Genomic DNA, 17,971 nt, shown 5'->3' on the forward strand with positions numbered 1-17,971 from the left:
ACGGCTTGAAAGGGGAGAAATACGCGGCAGCGGCGGGGGAATGCCCGCCTTGCTGGCTGGCTGTGGTTTGGAGGTGTCTCTGTTCTGGAAAAGCGCGGCTCAGCAAAGCGTTTGTGCAGCTTGTTCGCTTCGGTTGGGCGCAGGCGTTGTCCTGCGTGTTTCCGGTCGTTATTTTTGCTTCACTGGCGCTGACGAAGCTCGCGCCGCTTCCTTTGTTGCCGAGGTATGACTGGCTGCTTGTCATTTGCCTTCTCATGCAATGGTGGATGGTGCGCTCCGGGCTGGAAACGCGCGATGAGCTCAAAGTCATCACTGTCTTTCACTTGATTGGGCTTGCATTAGAGCTGTTTAAGGTGCATATGGGTTCATGGTCGTATCCGGAGGAAGGATATACGAAACTGTTTGGCGTGCCGCTGTACAGCGGCTTCATGTACGCGAGCGTCGCGAGCTATCTTTGCCAAGCGTGGAGACGGCTGAAGGTGGAGCTCGTGCGCTGGCCGCCGTTTTGGCTGGTCGTTCCGTTGGCGGCGGCGATTTACGTGAACTTTTTTACCCACCATTATTGGATCGATGTTCGCTGGTGGCTGGCAGGCCTTGTGATTCTCGTTTTTTGGCGCTCGTGGGTCGCGTATGAGGTCGGGGGAATTCGGTATCGGATGCCGCTTGTTCTGTCCTTTTGGCTGATCGGTTTTTTCATTTGGGTCGCGGAAAACATCGCCACCTTTTTCGGGGCTTGGCAATATCCAAACCAAGCGAGGGCGTGGAGCCTCGTTCATGTCGGGAAAGTCAGCTCGTGGGTGTTGTTGGTCATTGTCAGTTTTCTCATCGTGGCGACGTTAAAGCAAGTGAAGGGCGGTGGAAAGGAAAAAACGGGCGGGACGTCCGCGGATGTAGCCCAAGCCGGGGCGGGCCGAGCAGAGGCCGCCCGCTGTTGAGGCGGCCTGGCTCTGGTTATCCGAGATGCGCCTTGATTTCTTCAATTTGGGCAAGGTGGCGTTGTTCATGGTAGCCGACAAATTCCACCCATTGCTTTAAGCTTAGGGGGCCGAAAACCGGATGCGGGAACGACTTGGCTTCCAGATCAGCCGGGTCGGCTTGCTCGACGATGTGACGCAGCCGCTGCCGCGATTGACGCAATTTTTCCTCCAATTCCCCCCACGTGAAACGCCGGTCGCTCGGGCGGGCGAAATCGGGCGCCTCCACTTTTTTGGAACGGTCAAGGGTGAGGTGGATCGGCTTTTCGCTGACGGGCTGGCTCGCGCCGCGCGTCAATGTCTGGGCGATCATGGCGGCGATCGATGTCTCGATAAGGTACAAATGTTCGAGCACTTGGGCGATCGTCCAACTCCCTTCAGCTACCCGGGTGTTGAGTTGTTCATCCGACAGAGCGGACACGCTTTCAAGCAGCTGTCGGCGCACTTGTTCCTGATGATCCATGATTTTCCCTCGCTTCGGTCTGGATTTGACTTCATCGTACTATAAAGAAAGCGAGCCGTAAAGCCGTTTTGTGTTCGCTGTGATGACCGTTTTCACGCGCTCGCTCCCTTCGCCGTAATGCGCCGCTACGGTGCGGACAGAGTCAAATAAAAACAGCGGCGTCGTCGGTTTTCCGTGAAACGGACCGGCAAACGGCCATGGGCCGTCCGTTTCGAGAAGCAGCTGCTCGAGCGGGATGAGGGACAATAGCGCTTGGTCGCGCTCGCGGTAGCACACCTCGGGAGTGACGGAAATGTAGTAGCCGCACCGGACGATGCGTTGCACCGTCTTTGCGCTTGCCTTCAGCCAATGGAAATGAGCGTGCCGGACGCCAGCTTGCTGCACGATGGCCAAGGCGGTTTCGGCCCGGTCGTAGACGGCATGAAGCACGAGCGGCAAAGAGACATCGACGGCGATGGCGGCGATTTGCGCCAGCAAGTCGCAATAGCGAGGCAATTGGGCCGCTGCCTCGGCTGAGTAGTACGGCAGCCCGACTTCGCCAATGGCGGACAAAAGCGGCCGCGCTTGCTTGATGAGTGATGTCCATTCATTCCAATCGGCCGCGTTGGGCATGGGACGTTCCGGATGAAAGCCGATGGCGGCGTAGACGAAAGACGGAAACCGTTGCTTGAGCTCCAGCGTTCGGTGACTTGAGCGCAAGTCGGTTGAGACGGCGACGACGCCGGTAATGCCTGCCTCTTGCCAACGCTTGATTTGTTCGTCTACCCGGACGTATTGGTCAAGATGAAGATGGGCATCGATCATCGGCGCGACCTCCCCTGTCGCCGCAGCGTCCTAGAAGGCTGGTGAAAAACATTGGTTTCCTTTGGTCGATGAAAAAAAGTGTGCACTGTTGCAAGGCTTTTCTATTTGAAAAACGATGCTGGGAAGCGGTTGCGCGAGTAAATCACCACCCCTCTAGCGGCAGCCTCTTCATTCTTTGTCGATTTGATATTTGCGGATGCGGTATTGCAAGTTTTGTCGGCTTAGGCCAAGCGCTTTGGCGGTTTTGGTGATGTTGAAGCCGTGATGCTGCAGCGCCTTGCGGATGTAGTAAATTTCGACCTCTTCCATGTATCGGTCAAGCGGCAAAATATCATCCGTATCGAATAGAAAATCGGTCTTGGCCTCGTCAGGGGTAAGCTTGGCCCGGAAATACGCCGGAAGATGGGCGAGTGTGATCACCGTGTCTTGTTCCATCGTTTCCATCGTTTCGAAGATGACAGCCTCTAGTTCGCGCACATTGCCGGGCCAGCGGTAAGCGAGAAACGCTTCTTGCACATCCTCATCGAGCCCTTCCACCGTCAACCCATAGCGTTCGTTGCCTTGGCGGATGAAATGAGCGGCCAACGGCAAAATGTCCTCCCTTCTCTCGCGCAGCGGGGGCAACACGATGCAATGGACGGCGAGCTGGTAGTAAAGCGGCTTCAGCAGTTCCCCCGTTTGCACGGCGTCAATGGGGTCGCCGCTTGTCGAAGTGATGAGGCGGACATCGGCCCGAACAGGTTCATGGCCTTGGGCGCGGACAAACTGTTTTTCTTGCAGGAAACGGGCGAGTTTTTGTTGGAGCGGCAGACTTAACGAGTCAATGTCGTCAAGCAGGACGGTGCCGCCGTTCGCCTGTTCGAACAAGCCGGGCTGAATCTCGCCGTTTGCTTCGCTGCCAAACAGCATCGTTTCCAACCAGTCGTCGGGGAGCGACAAACACGTTTGCGCCAAAAACGGTTTGGCGCGCCGCTCGCTTTCATAGTGAATGCAAGAGGCGAGCAAATCTTTTCCCGTTCCTTTTTCGCCGATGAGCAGCACAGGCGCGTCAGAGCGGGCGGCATGGCGGGCTAGGCGGACCGCCGTTTGCATCGCCTCGCTTTGGCCGATGATGTCAGCCAGCGTTCGTCCCGGTTCGCTGCGCTGGTACTGCTCGGCGATCAGTTTGCGAAACTTTGTGACATCTTTGGCGATTTCCACTGCCCCGATGATGCGCCCGTCTTTCCGCAAAGGGTATGTTTGATTGACCGTTGTCACGGCTTGTCCTTTGTTATTGAAATACGTTTGCTGCTTGTTTCGAATGCTTTCGCCGGTGCGCAGCGCTTCAAGCAAGGTGCTCGGCTGCTCCGGATGAAAGCGGAAGACGTCTAAAATGTTTTTATCGAGCACATCTTCCACATCCATGCCCTCGATTTCCCGCATTTTTCGATTGTAAATAACCGTTTTTCCATGCTGATCGACAGCGTGGATGCCAAGGTCGATCATTTCGAGAATTTGCTCGTACATCGATAAAAGCGTTTCCATCTCCCGGTTCACGATCAGCACCTCTCTTTTCCTTGTATTATAGCATAAGCCATTGCGAAAAAGACGAATCTTCGATACGGAAGGAGAAATGGGGAAAATTTTTTTGCTAAATATATTGAAAATAGAAAAAAGAATCAACATAATAGAGATAGGAATCAAGTTTAATTGAAAAAATTTTTTGCTCAATGATGAGCGCCGCTTGTTCGATGAAAATGTAAGCGGTTCCGATTTGATCTGTTAAGGAAGGAGAGTGTGGGGAATGCCACCAGCACAAGAATTAAAGCGCGAATTAAAAAGCAGGCATTTGTTTATGATTGCCCTTGGCGGGGTGATCGGCACGGGGTTGTTTTTAGGATCCGGCTATACGATTCATGAGGCGGGGCCGGGGGGAGCGGTGGCCGCTTACTTATTTGGCGGTCTCGTCATGTATTTGACGATGCTTTCGCTAGGGGAATTGGCGGTGAGAATCCCCGATGCCGGGTCGTATCAGACGTATGCAACGAAATTCATCTCGCCGGCTGTCGGCTACTGCATCGGCTGGCTGTCTTGGCTCAATTGGTCGGTGACGGTCGGCATCGAGCTGCTCACGGTCAGCATTTTGATGAAGCGATGGTTTCCCGATGTGCCGACATGGGTGTTTTGTGCGGTCTTTGCCTTGTTGTTGTTTTTGATCAACGCCTTGTCTGTCAAAGGGTTTGGCGAGGTCGAGTTTTGGTTTTCCAGCGTGAAAGTGCTGACGGTGATCGCCTTTATTGTGCTTGGATTGGCGGCGATGTTTGGCGTCATCCAGATGAAAAACGGGCAGCCTGCTCCGTTTTTCACGAACTATACGGATCATGGCGGTTTGTTTCCAAAAGGGTTTTGGGCGATTTTTTCAACCATGATATTGGTTAACTTTTCTTTCCAAGGGACGGAACTGGTCGGCGTGGCTGCCGGGGAAAGCCGCGAGCCGGAGAAGACAGTGCCGGTGGCGTTGCGCAATACGGTATGGCGCATTTTGATCTTCTTCATTCTGGCGATTTTTGTGCTGGCCGGTTTGTTTCCGTGGGAGAAGGCGGGTGTGGTGAAAAGTCCATTTGTGGTCGTGTTTGACAATATTGGTATTCCGTATGCGGCCGATATCATGAATTTTGTCATCATTACGGCGGTGCTGTCGGTGGCCAATTCAGGATTGTATGCAACGTCGCGCGTGCTTTGGTCGATGTCGCGTCAAGGAATGGTGACGCCGTTTTTCAGCAAACTGTCGAAGCGCGGCGTGCCGCTTAACGCGCTGATCGCCAGCATTGCCATCGGATGCTTGTCGCTGTTATGCAGCATTTACGCGGAAGATACGGTGTATGTTTGGTTGACGGCGATCGCCGGGTTTGGCGCGGTGACCGTCTGGGCGTCGATTGCGCTGTCGAGCTATTTGGGACGGAAGGCGTTTTTGCGCGAGGGCGGCGATGTGCGCGATTTGAAGTATCGGACGCCGCTGTATCCATTCGTGCCGCTGGCGGCGTTTGCGTTAAATATGGTGACGATCATCGGATTGGCCTTCATTCCCGATCAGCGGATCGCGCTTTACTGCGGGATTCCGTTTTTGCTCGCTTGTTATGGCTACTACCACTTGGTGGCGAAAAAACGACTTCGGCCTTTGAACGTGGAAAAAGAGGAGCTGACGGTGGCCAAGTAAAAATCATTGAAAAAAGCCATAATTATTTGCATAATATAACTATGAAACCGTTTTATAACGAAAAAATTTTTTGCTTGTTAAAAAGGAGGACGACGAAATGGTGCAGCCGTACAGACATGAACCGCTCACCGACTTTACTGTGGAAGCGAACCGGGACGCGTTTTTGGTAGCGCTCAAGAAAGTGGAATCGGAGCTTGGGCGCGATTATCCGCTCGTGATCGGCGGCGAGCGCATCATGACCGAGGACAAGATCACGTCGATCAATCCGGCCAATAAGGCGGAGGTGGTCGGCCGGGTGGCGAAAGCGAATCAAGAGCTCGCCGAACGGGCGATGAAAGCCGCCGATGAAGCGTTCCGCACGTGGAGCCGGACGAGTCCGGAAGCGCGGGCCGATATTTTGTTCCGGGCGGCGGCGATCGTGCGCCGGCGCAAGCACGAATTTTCCGCTTGGTTGGTGAAAGAAGCCGGCAAGCCGTGGCGCGAGGCGGATGCCGATACAGCCGAAGCGATCGACTTTATGGAATATTACGGCCGGCAAATGTTGAAGTTGAAAGACGGCATTCCGGTGGAAAGCCGTCCGGGGGAAACGAACCGCTTTTTCTACATCCCGCTTGGCGTCGGCGTCGTCATTTCACCGTGGAACTTCCCGTTTGCCATTATGGCGGGAACAACGGTCGCTTCGCTTGTGACGGGCAATACGGTGCTGCTGAAACCGGCGAGCGCCACGCCGGTGGTGGCGTATAAATTTGTGGAAGTGTTGGAAGAAGCGGGGTTGCCGGCTGGTGTCCTCAACTACATCCCGGGCAGCGGGGCCGAAGTGGGCGACTATTTGGTCGACCATCCGCGCACGCGGTTTATCAGCTTCACCGGCTCGCGCGATGTTGGCATCCGCATTTACGAGCGGGCAGCGAAAGTGCACCCGGGACAAATTTGGCTGAAGCGCGTCATCGCGGAAATGGGCGGCAAAGACGCCATCGTTGTGGATAAGGAAGCCGATCTGGAACTGGCGGCGCAATCGATTGTCGCCTCGGCGTTTGGCTTTTCGGGGCAAAAATGTTCGGCGTGCTCGCGCGCGATCATTGTTGAAGATGTGTATGATCAAGTGTTGAACCGCGTCGTCGAGCTGACAAAGCAGCTCAACGTCGGCGACCCGGCGGAGCAAGCGACGTTTATGGGGCCAGTGATCGACCAAAACGCGTACAACAAAATTATGGAATATATCGAAATCGGAAAACAGGAAGGCCGTCTGATGACCGGCGGAGAAGGAGACGATGCAAAAGGCTTCTTCATCCAGCCGACAGTGTTTGCCGATGTTGATCCGAATGCGCGCATTATGCAGGAAGAAATTTTCGGTCCAGTCGTCGCGTTCGCCAAAGCGCACGACTTTGACCATGCGCTTGAGATCGCGAACAACACAGAATACGGTCTGACAGGCGCTGTCATTTCCCGCAACCGAGCGAATCTTGAAAAAGCGCGGCAAGAATTCCATGTCGGCAACTTGTATTTCAATCGCGGCTGCACGGGTGCGATCGTCGGCTATCAACCGTTTGGCGGCTTCAATATGTCAGGGACGGACTCGAAAGCCGGCGGTCCGGATTACTTACTCCTCCATATGCAAGCGAAAACGGTATCGGAAATGTTTTAAGGCAAAGGGGCTGACCCAACAGGCGATCTCCCCTCAAGAAAGACACAACATATTGTGTGGCAGGGAAGCGGCTGGTGCTTATATAGCGATGAGAGAGGGTGTCCCAGTCCTTTTGGGACACCCGCTTTTGCAACGCAACGAAGAAAACGGAAAGGAGCGGTGAAGGTGACAACTAAATCGGAACAGCTCATTGCGAAGACGGAACAATACGGGGCGCGCAATTACCATCCGCTGCCGATCGTCATCTCGGAAGCGGAAGGAGTATGGGTGAAAGACCCGGAAGGCAACCGCTATATGGATATGTTAAGCGCTTATTCGGCGGTGAACCAAGGCCATCGCCATCCGAAAATTATTGCGGCCCTGAAAAAGCAGGCGGATCGTGTCACGCTCACGTCGCGCGCGTTCCATAACGACCAGCTCGGTCCGTGGTACGAGAAAGTATGCCGATTGACAAAAAAAGAAATGGTGCTGCCGATGAACACGGGCGCCGAAGCGGTGGAAACGGCGCTCAAAGCGGCGCGCCGCTGGGCGTATGACGTCAAAGGCGTCCCGGACAACCAAGCCGAAATCATCGTTTGTGAAGGAAACTTCCACGGCCGGACGCTTGCCGCCGTGTCGCTGTCGTCCGAACCGGCTTATAAACGCGGGTTTGGGCCGCTGTTGCCGGGCGTGAAAATCATCCCGTACGGCGATATCGAAGCGCTGAAAGCCGCGATCACACCGAATACAGCGGCGTTTCTTGTCGAGCCGATCCAAGGCGAAGCGGGCATCCGCATCCCGCCGCAAGGATTTTTAAAAGCGGCGTATGACGTATGCAAGCAACATAACGTCTTGTTCATCGCGGACGAAATTCAAACCGGGCTCGGCCGGACCGGGAAGTTGTTTGCCTGCGACTGGGAAGAGGTTGTGCCGGATATGTATATTTTAGGAAAAGCGTTGGGCGGCGGGGTGTTCCCGATTTCGTGCGTCGTCGCCAATCGCGATATTTTGTCGGTGTTTGAACCCGGCTCGCACGGCTCGACGTTCGGCGGCAACCCGCTCGCTTGCGCGGTGTCGATTGCAGCGCTCGAGGTGATTGAAGAAGAGCGTCTAGCGGAGCGTTCGCTTGAACTTGGCGAATACTTCCTTTCGAAACTAAAACAAATTCAAAACGAGGATATTAAAGAAATTCGCGGCCGCGGCTTGTTTATCGGCGTTGAGCTGCATGGCCCGGCGCGTCCGTACTGTGAGGCGCTGAAAGAGCAAGGCTTGCTTTGCAAGGAAACACACGAGACGGTCATTCGCTTCGCGCCACCGCTCATCGTGACAAAAGAAGAGTTGGACTGGGCGCTTGAGCGGATTGTGAACGTTTTATCCCGGCCGGTTTCCAGTCCAAACGAATGAGAATGCAATGCGAATAGGCTGTGAAGCGAAAGAGGGTTGCGAATCTCGTTCAACAAGAGAGCATATCGCTTGAATGGAATGCGAATAGGCTGTGAAGCGAAAGAGGGAGCTGATTCAAACGCCCGCCCAATCAAGTGTGGGGCTGGAATCAGCTCCTGTTATTTTTGCGGTCACCGCGCATTTTCTGCTAAGATAGGAGAAAGGATGGTACGGATGGAGCATATCATACAGAGACGAAGAGCGAGTGAATGGAGGAAGAACTGTGCAGGCGTGGATCACTGATTTTATGGAGCAATTTGGCTATATCGGCATTTTCCTCATGATCGCGCTGGAAAATATCTTTCCGCCGATTCCGTCGGAAGTCATTTTGCCGTTTGGCGGGTTTATGACGACCTACACCACCTTGACGGTTCCCGGCGTCATTGCGGCAGCGACAGCGGGTTCGGTTGTTGGGGCGATCGTGCTGTACGGCATCGGCCGGCTGTTGTCGGTCGAGCGGCTTGGGCGGATCGTTGACCGTTGGGGCGGATGGCTGCGGGTGAAGACGGAAGACATCGATAAGGCGAACCGGACGTTTCAGCGCTACGGGGTGTGGGCGGTATTCGTTGGCCGCATGATTCCGCTCGTGCGCAGCTTGATTTCGATTCCCGCCGGCATGGCGAAGATGAACGTGTGGCTGTTTGTCTGGCTGTCGGTGCTCGGCACGCTTATTTGGAATACGATTTTAATCTCGATCGGGGCGGCGCTCGGTGAGTCGTGGGGGAAAGTATCGGAAGTGATTGGGATGTACGCTGAAGTGGTGTATGTCCTTATTGCTGCGGTTATTGTGGTTGGAGCGATCCGCGTTTGGAAGCGGCGCCAGGCTTCTTAATTCCGACATCGTAAAAAATGGTTTGGTCAAAAAGGGCTGCCCCAAGGCTGTTTTTTCGGCTTGGAGCAGCCCTTCTCGCAAACGGAAAACTTCCCGCTCCCACGTGAAACGGGAGTAGAGGCGAACGGGCTTTGTTGCCTGTGAGCTTTTTCATGGTCGTTAAAAGGTTCCGCGCTTCCATAACAAATAAATGAAGTATGGTGCACCGATGATTGACGCCACCACTCCTGCCGGAAGCGGTTCGGCGAGAACGTTGCGCCCGATCGTATCAGCGGCAAGCAGCAGCCAACCGCCGATGAGCATCGCTGCCGGAATGGCCCGCTCATGGCGCGGGCCGACGATCATTTTGGCGATATGCGGCGCCATTAAGCCGATAAAGGGGATGCCCCCGGTTACAGCGACGGCCGCTGCCGCGACGGCAACGGCGGTTGTCATCAGCACGAGCCGCTCGCGGCGAACATGGACGCCGACCCCGATGGCGACCGGATCGCCTAAATGCAAAAGGTTTAGCCGTTTCGCCCGATACAGGCCGATTAACGCACCGATGACAAGCCACGGCAGCATCGCCCAAATAAACGGCCAATCATCGCCCCAAATGTTGCCGTAAAGCCATCTGGCGATAAAGTCGACTTTCGTTCGGTCCGCGGCGGAAATGATGACGATCATGAGCCCGGAGAGCGCCATCGAAAATCCGACCCCGGTCAAGATGAAGGACACCGGCTGCAGCCCGGTTGTTTGATTGTAAGAAACGGCGTAAATGGCCGCTGCCGTCAACAGCGCTCCGACGAAAGCGACGAGCGGCAGCGCGTAAAGAAACGTCCCGGCTTCAATCGGGAAAAATAAAAAGAATATAGCGACGCCCGCGCCGGCACCGGCGTTGATGCCCAATATGCCCGGATCGGCGAGCTCATTTCGGGTGATGCCTTGCAGCATCGCTCCCGATAGGGCGAGCGCCATCCCGGCGAGCAACGTAATCACGATACGCGGCAGGCGGAGAGAAAACAAAATAAATTCTTCTTGCATCGAGCCGTAGCCAAACAGCGTCGGCACGATGCGTTCGTACGGGAGCGGCGCCTCGCCGGTGCCCAACGCGATGGCGGCTGTTGCGGCAATAAGCAACAAAAGCAGCCCCAACACGATCGTGATGCGTATTCTCATTCAAAGCCCCTCCCTTTTTTTCGCACGACAAACAGGAAAAACGGCAAGCCGATCACCGCAACGATGGCTGCCACCGGCGTTTCAAACGGGGCGTTGACCGTACGGGCCGCCGTATCGGCGCCGACCATGCCGGCCGCGCCGACCGTAGCCGACAGCGGGATGATGAATCGGTAATCGGCGCCGGCGATTGCGCGCACAAGATGAGGGATCATCAAGCCGATGAAGGTGATGTTGCCGGCGATGGCGACCGACGCTCCTGTCAATAAAAAGATAGCCAAAAATAGCCATGCTTTGACAATCGCTGTGTTTTGCCCGACGCCGACGGCGACGTCTTCGCTCAAGCTAAGAATCGTCAGCTGCCGCGAATACCGTACGGCAATGGCGAGCCCGATCACGATGAGCGGAATGATGACTGACAGCTGTTTCCACGACGTTCCGGCTACCCCGCCCGATGTCCACATCGAAACGTCTTTGGAAATATGAAAATAAAGGCCAACCCCTTCAGCGACGGCAAACAAAAGCGCTGAGATTGCCGAGCCGGCTAAGACGATGCGCAATGGTGAAAAGCCGCCTTTGCGGGCGGCGCCGATGCCAAAGACCATCCCCGCCCCGGCAGCCGCCCCAAGCAGACAAGCGACGGTGATTGAGAGATAATGGGCGGAAGGAAAACAGGCCATCGTTATGGCCAACGCTGCGTTCGCTCCAGCGGTTAGGCCAAGCAGTCCCGGGTCAGCGAGCGGATTGCGTGTCATTCCTTGCATGATCGCCCCGGCGACGGCGAGTCCGGCGCCGACAAAGGCCGCCGCTGTTTCCCGCGGCAGACGGAGCTCGCGAATCACGTCAAGCTGTTTGCCTTGTTCGTTGGAGAAGAGCGCCCGCCATACGTCGCTCCACGTCGTGTCAGCGACACCGATCGCCATCGAGCTCAACCACACGGCCAGCAGCAGGACAAGTGAGAAGGGAAACGTATAACGAAACGGCCCGCGTCGGCGGTTGGCTTCCATCGGCGGATTCCTCCTTTTCACAAGAAAGGACGGGACATTCACTGCGTGTGAACGCCCGTCTCATCTGTTATTGGCCCAAAAAATGTTTTTTAAAGAAATCGAGCTGGTAGTCTAACGTAATTGGGTCATTGAAATAAAACGCCTTGGCATCAGCGACGAACAGATGGCCGTTTTTGACCGCCGGGATGTTTTTAAACGTGTTCGTTTCCATAAACGAGGTGTCGCCATCACTGTTTTTGCTTAAGATGAGGTAGTCGCCGACAAACTGCGGCAGCGCTTCAAGGGAAACGGCGTAATAACCCGGTTTCAGCGCCTGCTCTTCGACAGCTTTTGGCATTTTCAGCTTCATTTCTTGATACAAAATTTCCGTGCCGCGCGCCCAATTGTTGCCGAACACATACAGCTGCTTATCAAAGTTTTCCGCTACGGTGACGGTCGCGTTTTCGCCGATTTTCGCTCGGATGTCTTCCCCGGCTTGTTGTGCCCGTTGTTTGAAGTCGTCAATCCACGCTTTCGCTTCTTTTTCTTTATTTAACAGTTTGCCGATTTCCAAAAACTGTGTCAAGTAGTCGACTTTTCCGTATGTAAACGTGACAGTTGGAGCGATTTTGCTTAATTTGTCAACGTTTTTTGTATTCGATAATCCGATAATTAAATCCGGTTTTAATGCCACAATTTTTTCAATGTCTTCGTCTGTCACTACTTGTGCGTCTTTCAGTTTATCCTGAAAGAGCGGGCTCATTTTTGACCACGAATCCACACCGACAATGGGAACGCCTAAGGCAAGCACATGGCCGGCAAACGTCGATAAGACGACGACTCGTTTCGGATCAGCCGGCACTTTCACCGGTCCGTTTTCCGACTGGTACGTAATCGTTTCCGGCTTTTTTTCCTTTGGTGAAGCGCTGTTGTTCTTGTTGTCGCCCGCTGTGTTGCCGCAGGCGCTTAACACAAGGATAAAAAGAAGCAACAAGGAAAGCCATGTTTTCCTCATGATGAATAAGCCTCCTTAAGTAAATGATAGGTGAAACAAACCGGCTTGTTCGTCCGCGGGTCGCGGCCGATGTCAGCGTCAATGCCAAACACGTCGCGAAGCACATCGCGGCAAATGACGTCTTCGCTCGGCCCCGCTTTGACGATTTGGCCCGCTTTCATAGCGATCACATAGTCGGCAAACCGCGCCGCTTGGTTAATGTCATGGAGCACCATCACAATTGTCCGCCCTTCTTCTTTGTTCAGCCGTTCAAGCAGCTCGAGCACCTCAAGCTGATGGGCGATGTCCAAATACGTCGTCGGTTCGTCCAAAAAGATGATGTCCGTCTCTTGCGCGAGCGCCATGGCGATCCAGACGCGCTGCCGCTGTCCGCCGGAGAGGGCATCAACCGGCCGATGTTTCAACTCGGCTGTTTTTGTCACGGCAAGCGCCCAGTCGATCGCTTCGTAATCTTTTTTTGTTAAACGGCCAAATCCTCTTTGATAAGGAAAGCGGCCGTACGAGACGAGCTCACCGACGGTCAATCCGCTTGTCGCTTCCGGCGTCTGCGGCAAAATGGCCATTTTTTTCGCCAGCTCTTTCGTTGGCTGTTGTGAAATCGCTCGGCCATCCAACATCACCGCCCCGGATTGCGGGGAAATGATGCGCGTCAGCGTCTTGAGCAGCGTCGACTTGCCGCACCCGTTCGGACCGATCATGGCGGTGATTTGCCGGTCGGGAATGCGGACGGACAAGCGTTCAAAAATCGTCCGGTCATCGTAGCGGACGGTCAGTCCTTCGGCGTATAGGCGGACCATGCGGCCACCTCCTTTTGAACTAGGAAAATGATAATCAATATCAATAACAATCTTATTATAGCGAATCCGATGAAAAACGCAATGATTTTTTAAAAATAACAATCTGTTTTACTTGCGAACAAGGCATCCATTTGCGTGGTCTCGATGGTCGACCAAAAGATGCGCATCGTTCAAAGAAACGGTCATCGCCAAACTGTTTGACTCGGGCGTGTCCATGGAATCGTCGGCATGGCCGTCTAAATTCACGGCGGCTTCCGCTTCGAGACGATGAAGCCGACGAATACGTTTGACGCTCATCGCTTGGCGCAATACGCGAAGGAAAAAGGAAGCTTGATGATGTCGTCGAACGGCTGTTTTTCGCGTATTTCACCGAATCAAAGCGAATCAGCGACCGCGCCGTGCTCCTTGACATCGCGGAAGCGGCCCGGCTTGACCGAAGCGAGACGGAAGCGGTGCTTCATGGCAGCCGCTACACAGAGCAAGTGCGAAACGATGAAGCGGAAGCGGCCCGGCTTGGTGTCCGCGGTGTGCCGTTTTTCGTGCTGAATAGAAAGTATGCCATTTCTGGGGCTCAGCCGGTCGATGTGTTCCGGCGGGCGCTAGAAACAGTGTGGGAGGAGGAACAACAAGCTTTGCCGTTGCGGCCGCTCGCTGACGGAGGCGGGGCATGCACGGACGGCAACTGCTCGATCGACGAATCCGTCCGTTAAGCAAATGAACAACCGGCTCGAGTCCTCCGAGCCGGTTGTTTTTTGCCATTCCTATTGAGGTGAGGCCGGTAGGATGAAGGCAAATCAGCCTCGCTTTACAAACAGCGGCAAGTCCGTATGCCCCATCGCGCGGACGTAGGCGAACAGCTGGCCTTTATGGTGGATTTCGTGATCCATCGCCATTTGCAGCAGCTGCGTGGTTGGGATGTGAATGCCAAAGTCGGAAACATCAATTTGCAACATGGCGGGCTCTTCATCGATCATCACGTTTACCGCTCCACCCCTAGGAGGCTGGTGATTTAAGGGAGCAAGCCTCTTATCAAGCCTGTTTCTCAAATAGAAAAACCTTGTCGCATCAGGATCGTCTTTCAAACGCTCCCCAATTGCTCAAAAGAAACAACTGTTTTTCACCAGCCATCTAGGTGGAATCATATCACTCCTGCCTGAGCTCCCTTTCCTTCATGGCAATGGAAGAAACTCCTCTTATTCATTACAATGAAAGTAAATCGTTCAGCGCGTCCACACATGACGATGAATGGGAAAACGCAAAGTGGATGAGGAAAGGGTGGGGAAAGATGAAACAGACCTCTGCGCCCGATCCGCTGCGGATCAAAGTGCTCATTGCCGATGACAATTCCTTTGTCCGCGAAGGGCTGCGGATCATCTTAAGCACGTATGACGAGTTTGATGTCGTCGCGACCGTAAGTGATGGGAAAGAGGCGGTGGAATATTGCCGGCATCATGAAGTCGATATTGCGTTATTGGATGTGCGCATGCCGAACATGAACGGCGTCGAAGCGACGAAGCTCATCTGTGAGCAGACGAAGACAAAGCCGCTGATTTTGACGACGTTTGATGATGATGAGTACATTATGGATGCCATCCAATACGGCGCAAAGGGATATTTTTTAAAAAATACCGATCCAGAGCGAATCCGGGAAGCGATCAAAGCCGTTTATCACGGTCAAGTGGTCATGCAAGAGGTGGTCATGGAAAAAATCAAGTCCAATCTCAAAGAAGAAAAAGGATCGACGCCGAAAATCGACAAACGTCTGTTTACTGAGCGAGAGTTGGACATTATGGCGCTCATTGCGAAAGGGCTTTCGAATAAAGAAATTGCCAGCCAGCTATTGATCTCCGAGGGAACGGTGGCTAATTACATTACGTCCATTTTCAATAAAACGGGATTGCAGCATCGAACGCAAATCGCTGTTTATTACCTGACGGGGAAAATCGGTTGAGGGAGCGGTATGGAACGTTTGCTTCTGTTTTACAAACTCATTGTATGGGGATATGCAGCGCTTGATTATATCTCATCGGAACAGAGGAATGAATCTTGGTTTGTCTTGTCCTCTCTGATTTATTTTTGTCTCAGTTTGTTTGCTTCTATCGTTCGAAATGTAAGGTGGAAAAAGGGAGCGGCGCTGTGTTCCGTTTTCCTTGTGATCCTTTCAAGCGCCTATGTGGAGCCGTCATTTGGTTTATTGCTGCCTCTCAATGGATATGAGTTGGCTTCGTTCTATATTCCCCGACGATGGGGGATATGGGTGGTGCTGCTTGTTCCTATGGTTTGGCTTGGCCCTTCGGCAGCGAAATTGTATGGTCTTGTGGCGTTGTTCAGTCTTGTCAGCGTGACGACCGCCAAGCGCCATCTTGAGCGGATGAAACAACAAGAAGATCGTTTGGATCAACTGCGTAACGATTGGCATCGGCTGACAAGGAGTGTCAACGAATATCATCAATATATCAAGCAATCGGAATATATGTTGCAATTAGAAGAGCGAAACCGTCTGTCACAGCGCATTCATGACCAAATCGGCCATTCGCTGACGGGGGCGCTCATTCAGATGGAGGCGGCCAAACGGTTGATGGATGGAGACCGCAACAAGGCAAAACAATTGTTGGAAAACGCCATCCACATTTCCAAAGAAGGCATTGAACAAATCCGGATGACCTTAAAACAAATGAAACCGCCGCCTGAGCAAATGGGGATCAATCGGGTGAAATTATTTATTGATGAGTTTTCCGCCCAACATCATCTCCCGATTCCACTCGTATGCAAAGGGGATTTGGATGTGATTACGCCAATCCAATGGAAAGTTATTTATGAGAACATGGCCGAGGCGTTGACGAATGCGATCAAATACGCCGAGGCCACCGCCATTGCCGTTGAGATTCACGTCTTGAATCGAGTCATCAAGGTGGAAGTGAAAGATAACGGGAAAGGTGCGACCAAGATCAAGAAAGGGCTTGGGATCATCGGCATGGAGGAACGGGCGGCCTCTGTTCATGGCACGGTCATTGTCGATGGGACAAACGGGTTCTCTGTCACAACGTTGCTTCCGATTCATGAGTAATTCGTGAGTTTTCTCATGTCAACGAGATGAATTCCTGCACTTACAGGAGTTCATCTTTTTTTCTATAATCAATAACACCAAGTATGGAAAGAAGGTGGAACGGTGAACATGTTGGAAATCAAGCAGGTCACGAAAAAATTTGGCGACTTCATTGCGGTGGATCATATGTCCCTCTCTGTCGCCGAAGGAGAAATCTTTGGCTTTCTCGGAGCCAACGGAGCGGGAAAAAGCACCACGATCAATATGATTGCCGGGTTGCTGCGCCCGAACGCAGGTGAAATCACGATTCTCGGCAAGGACATCACGAGGCACCGCCAGTTTGCCAAACGACAGATCGGCATCGTGCCTCAAGAAATCGCCATCTATGAAAATTTGACGGCGTATGAGAATGTAGAGTTCTTTGCCGGATTGTATGGACTGCGCGGCGCGGAGCTGCGCCAGCGGGTGGAAGAGGCGCTTGAGTTTGTTGGCTTGAGCGATAAAGGCAAACGTTATCCGAAGCATTTCTCAGGCGGGATGAAACGGAGGCTCAATATCGCCTGTGCGATCGCCCATCGGCCGAAGCTCATCATTATGGACGAACCAACAGTCGGCATCGATCCGCAGTCGCGAAATGATATTTTAGCTGCGGTCAAAAAGCTCAATGACATGGGATGTACGATGATTTATACAAGCCATTACATGGAGGAAGTTGAAGAAATTTGTACACGAATCGCGATCATTGATCATGGAAAGATCATCGCAGAGGGGACAAAGGAGCAATTGGAAGCGATGATTACCGATACAAAAGATATTTGGATCGAAATCAGGGGCATGGATCAGCTCAACAAGCAGCATCTGCAAGACATTCCCGGGGTCAAGGCGGTGCAATGTGAAGAAAATATAATTAAAATCAGTTCGGACATCAATGTCAATCATTTAAATCAAATTGTGCAATGTTTGATCAATGACGGGGTGGAGATCCGGTCGCTCGAAGACCAATCACCGAATTTAGAAACCGTTTTTCTTACGCTGACGGGGAGAAATTTGCGGGATTCATGACCGATCTTTCATTGGGCAAAGGAGGTGCTTCTTTTGAATATTGTTCGGATCGCGGTAAAGGAGATCAAAAGCGATTTTCGTGATGCCCGGACGCTGTTTTTCATGCTGCTGTTTCCGATCGTACTCATGTTCATCTTAGGAACAGCCCTTTCTCACGCGTTCCAATGGACGATTTCTGTCGGTGAGGTACGCGTCTTCTACAAAGACCAAACAGCCGGGCAGTTGTCGGCATCGATTCACGCCATGGCTCAAGAGGCGAAGAAAGCCCATATCAATTTTCAAAAGGTGCCGGACGATATGAATGGAAAGCAAGCGGTCCAGGACGGAAAAGCCGATGGATACGTCGAGATCGGCTTACATGGGGTCGAGTTGTACACGAATGAACATAACAAGGTAAAAGGGAGGATTGTTCAAGGAGTGATGGCCGCGTTTGTCGGCCAATATCAGCTGGCCATGGCCGTTTCGCAAGGGCAGCCGGGTTCGTTTCAGCCCAATCGAAATCCGCATGGGGAGTACATTCAAGAACGATCGCTGCGTTCTGTTTAGTGCAAAATGAAAGTACAGAGTTCTGCAA

17 protein-coding genes and 1 pseudogene are annotated in these 17,971 nt (G+C 53.2%); 10 read left to right on the top strand and 8 right to left on the bottom strand.

The window, feature by feature from the left end; translation table 11 throughout:
* Window positions 1–62 precede the first annotated feature (62 nt).
* Window positions 63–935 (top strand): DUF817 domain-containing protein, encoded by an 873-nt coding sequence (locus tag NST29_RS01125; protein ID WP_051985079.1) that lies wholly within the window; start codon window positions 63–65, stop codon window positions 933–935.
* Between the two features lie 16 nt (window positions 936–951).
* On the opposite strand, the gene NST29_RS01130 is transcribed toward NST29_RS01125, so the two are convergent.
* The 3 genes from NST29_RS01130 to NST29_RS01140 form a co-directional block, all read right to left on the bottom strand.
* Window positions 952–1,437, bottom strand: a complete 486-nt coding sequence (locus NST29_RS01130; RefSeq protein WP_339232591.1) for a DinB family protein — start codon at window positions 1,435–1,437, stop codon at window positions 952–954.
* A 39-nt stretch (window positions 1,438–1,476) separates the two neighbouring features.
* Window positions 1,477–2,241 (bottom strand): TatD family hydrolase, encoded by a 765-nt coding sequence (locus NST29_RS01135; RefSeq protein ID WP_033019995.1) that lies wholly within the window; start codon window positions 2,239–2,241, stop codon window positions 1,477–1,479.
* 168 nt (window positions 2,242–2,409) lie between these two features.
* Entirely contained in the window at window positions 2,410–3,777 is a 1,368-nt protein-coding gene (locus tag NST29_RS01140) for a sigma-54-dependent Fis family transcriptional regulator (RefSeq protein ID WP_033020006.1), read from the bottom strand.
* A 247-nt stretch (window positions 3,778–4,024) separates the two neighbouring features.
* Between NST29_RS01140 and NST29_RS01145 the strand changes: the two genes are divergently transcribed.
* The 4 genes from NST29_RS01145 (at window position 4,025) to NST29_RS01160 (ending at window position 9,336) form a co-directional block, all read left to right on the top strand.
* Window positions 4,025–5,437, top strand: coding sequence for an amino acid permease (locus NST29_RS01145; protein WP_033023631.1), 1,413 nt, complete (start codon window positions 4,025–4,027; stop codon window positions 5,435–5,437).
* A 97-nt stretch (window positions 5,438–5,534) separates the two neighbouring features.
* Window positions 5,535–7,082 carry an L-glutamate gamma-semialdehyde dehydrogenase gene (pruA, locus tag NST29_RS01150; RefSeq protein WP_339232592.1) on the top strand — a complete coding sequence of 516 codons (1,548 nt, stop codon included), beginning with the start codon at window positions 5,535–5,537 and terminating at the stop codon, window positions 7,080–7,082.
* A gap of 165 nt (window positions 7,083–7,247) precedes the next feature.
* Window positions 7,248–8,465 (top strand): ornithine--oxo-acid transaminase, encoded by a 1,218-nt coding sequence (locus NST29_RS01155; protein WP_033842639.1) that lies wholly within the window; start codon window positions 7,248–7,250, stop codon window positions 8,463–8,465.
* Window positions 8,466–8,727: 262 nt separating this feature from the next.
* Window positions 8,728–9,336 carry a DedA family protein gene (locus NST29_RS01160; RefSeq protein WP_033842638.1) on the top strand — a complete coding sequence of 203 codons (609 nt, stop codon included), beginning with the start codon at window positions 8,728–8,730 and terminating at the stop codon, window positions 9,334–9,336.
* A 159-nt stretch (window positions 9,337–9,495) separates the two neighbouring features.
* On the opposite strand, the gene NST29_RS01165 is transcribed toward NST29_RS01160, so the two are convergent.
* The 4 genes from NST29_RS01165 to NST29_RS01180 form a co-directional block, all read right to left on the bottom strand.
* The gene (locus tag NST29_RS01165) at window positions 9,496–10,494 is read right to left on the bottom strand and encodes an iron ABC transporter permease (RefSeq protein WP_033842637.1); all 999 of its coding nucleotides are present in this window, start codon (window positions 10,492–10,494) and stop codon (window positions 9,496–9,498) included.
* Window positions 10,491–11,498: an iron ABC transporter permease gene (locus NST29_RS01170; protein WP_339232593.1), complete on the bottom strand. Its 1,008-nt coding sequence runs from the start codon at window positions 11,496–11,498 to the stop codon at window positions 10,491–10,493. Before NST29_RS01170 ends, NST29_RS01165 begins: the two co-directional genes overlap by 4 nt.
* 67 nt (window positions 11,499–11,565) lie before the next feature.
* Window positions 11,566–12,492: an iron-hydroxamate ABC transporter substrate-binding protein gene (locus NST29_RS01175; protein ID WP_033842635.1), complete on the bottom strand. Its 927-nt coding sequence runs from the start codon at window positions 12,490–12,492 to the stop codon at window positions 11,566–11,568.
* Window positions 12,489–13,289 carry an ABC transporter ATP-binding protein gene (locus tag NST29_RS01180; protein WP_033842634.1) on the bottom strand — a complete coding sequence of 267 codons (801 nt, stop codon included), beginning with the start codon at window positions 13,287–13,289 and terminating at the stop codon, window positions 12,489–12,491. The genes NST29_RS01175 and NST29_RS01180 overlap by 4 nt, the downstream gene beginning before the upstream one ends.
* Window positions 13,290–13,541: 252 nt before the next feature.
* Between NST29_RS01180 and NST29_RS01185 the strand changes: the two are divergent.
* Window positions 13,542–13,999, top strand: a pseudogene (locus NST29_RS01185) (DsbA family oxidoreductase); the annotation flags it as partial.
* Between the two features lie 84 nt (window positions 14,000–14,083).
* Here NST29_RS01185 and NST29_RS01190 read toward each other — a convergent pair.
* Window positions 14,084–14,263, bottom strand: a complete 180-nt coding sequence (locus tag NST29_RS01190) for a DinB family protein (protein WP_033842633.1) — start codon at window positions 14,261–14,263, stop codon at window positions 14,084–14,086.
* A gap of 311 nt (window positions 14,264–14,574) precedes the next feature.
* On the opposite strand from NST29_RS01190, the gene NST29_RS01195 reads away from it, so the two are divergent.
* From NST29_RS01195 to NST29_RS01210, 4 genes are all read left to right on the top strand, one after another.
* Window positions 14,575–15,240 (top strand): response regulator transcription factor, encoded by a 666-nt coding sequence (locus NST29_RS01195; protein WP_172418736.1) that lies wholly within the window; start codon window positions 14,575–14,577, stop codon window positions 15,238–15,240.
* Between the two features lie 9 nt (window positions 15,241–15,249).
* Complete coding sequence (locus NST29_RS01200) at window positions 15,250–16,356, top strand: sensor histidine kinase (RefSeq protein WP_172418737.1); 1,107 nt, start codon at window positions 15,250–15,252, stop codon at window positions 16,354–16,356.
* Between the two features lie 102 nt (window positions 16,357–16,458).
* On the top strand, window positions 16,459–17,397 hold the full coding sequence (locus NST29_RS01205) for an ABC transporter ATP-binding protein (RefSeq protein ID WP_172418738.1): 939 nt from the start codon (window positions 16,459–16,461) through the stop codon (window positions 17,395–17,397).
* Between the two features lie 33 nt (window positions 17,398–17,430).
* Window positions 17,431–17,943: an ABC transporter permease gene (locus tag NST29_RS01210; protein WP_339232595.1), complete on the top strand. Its 513-nt coding sequence runs from the start codon at window positions 17,431–17,433 to the stop codon at window positions 17,941–17,943.
* The last annotated feature ends 28 nt before the right edge of the window (window positions 17,944–17,971 follow it).

Origin of the sequence: Geobacillus sp. FSL W8-0026 (assembly GCF_037966255.1) — a bacterium.
In the GTDB taxonomy this organism is placed as follows: Bacteria; Bacillota; Bacilli; order Bacillales; family Anoxybacillaceae; genus Geobacillus; species Geobacillus icigianus.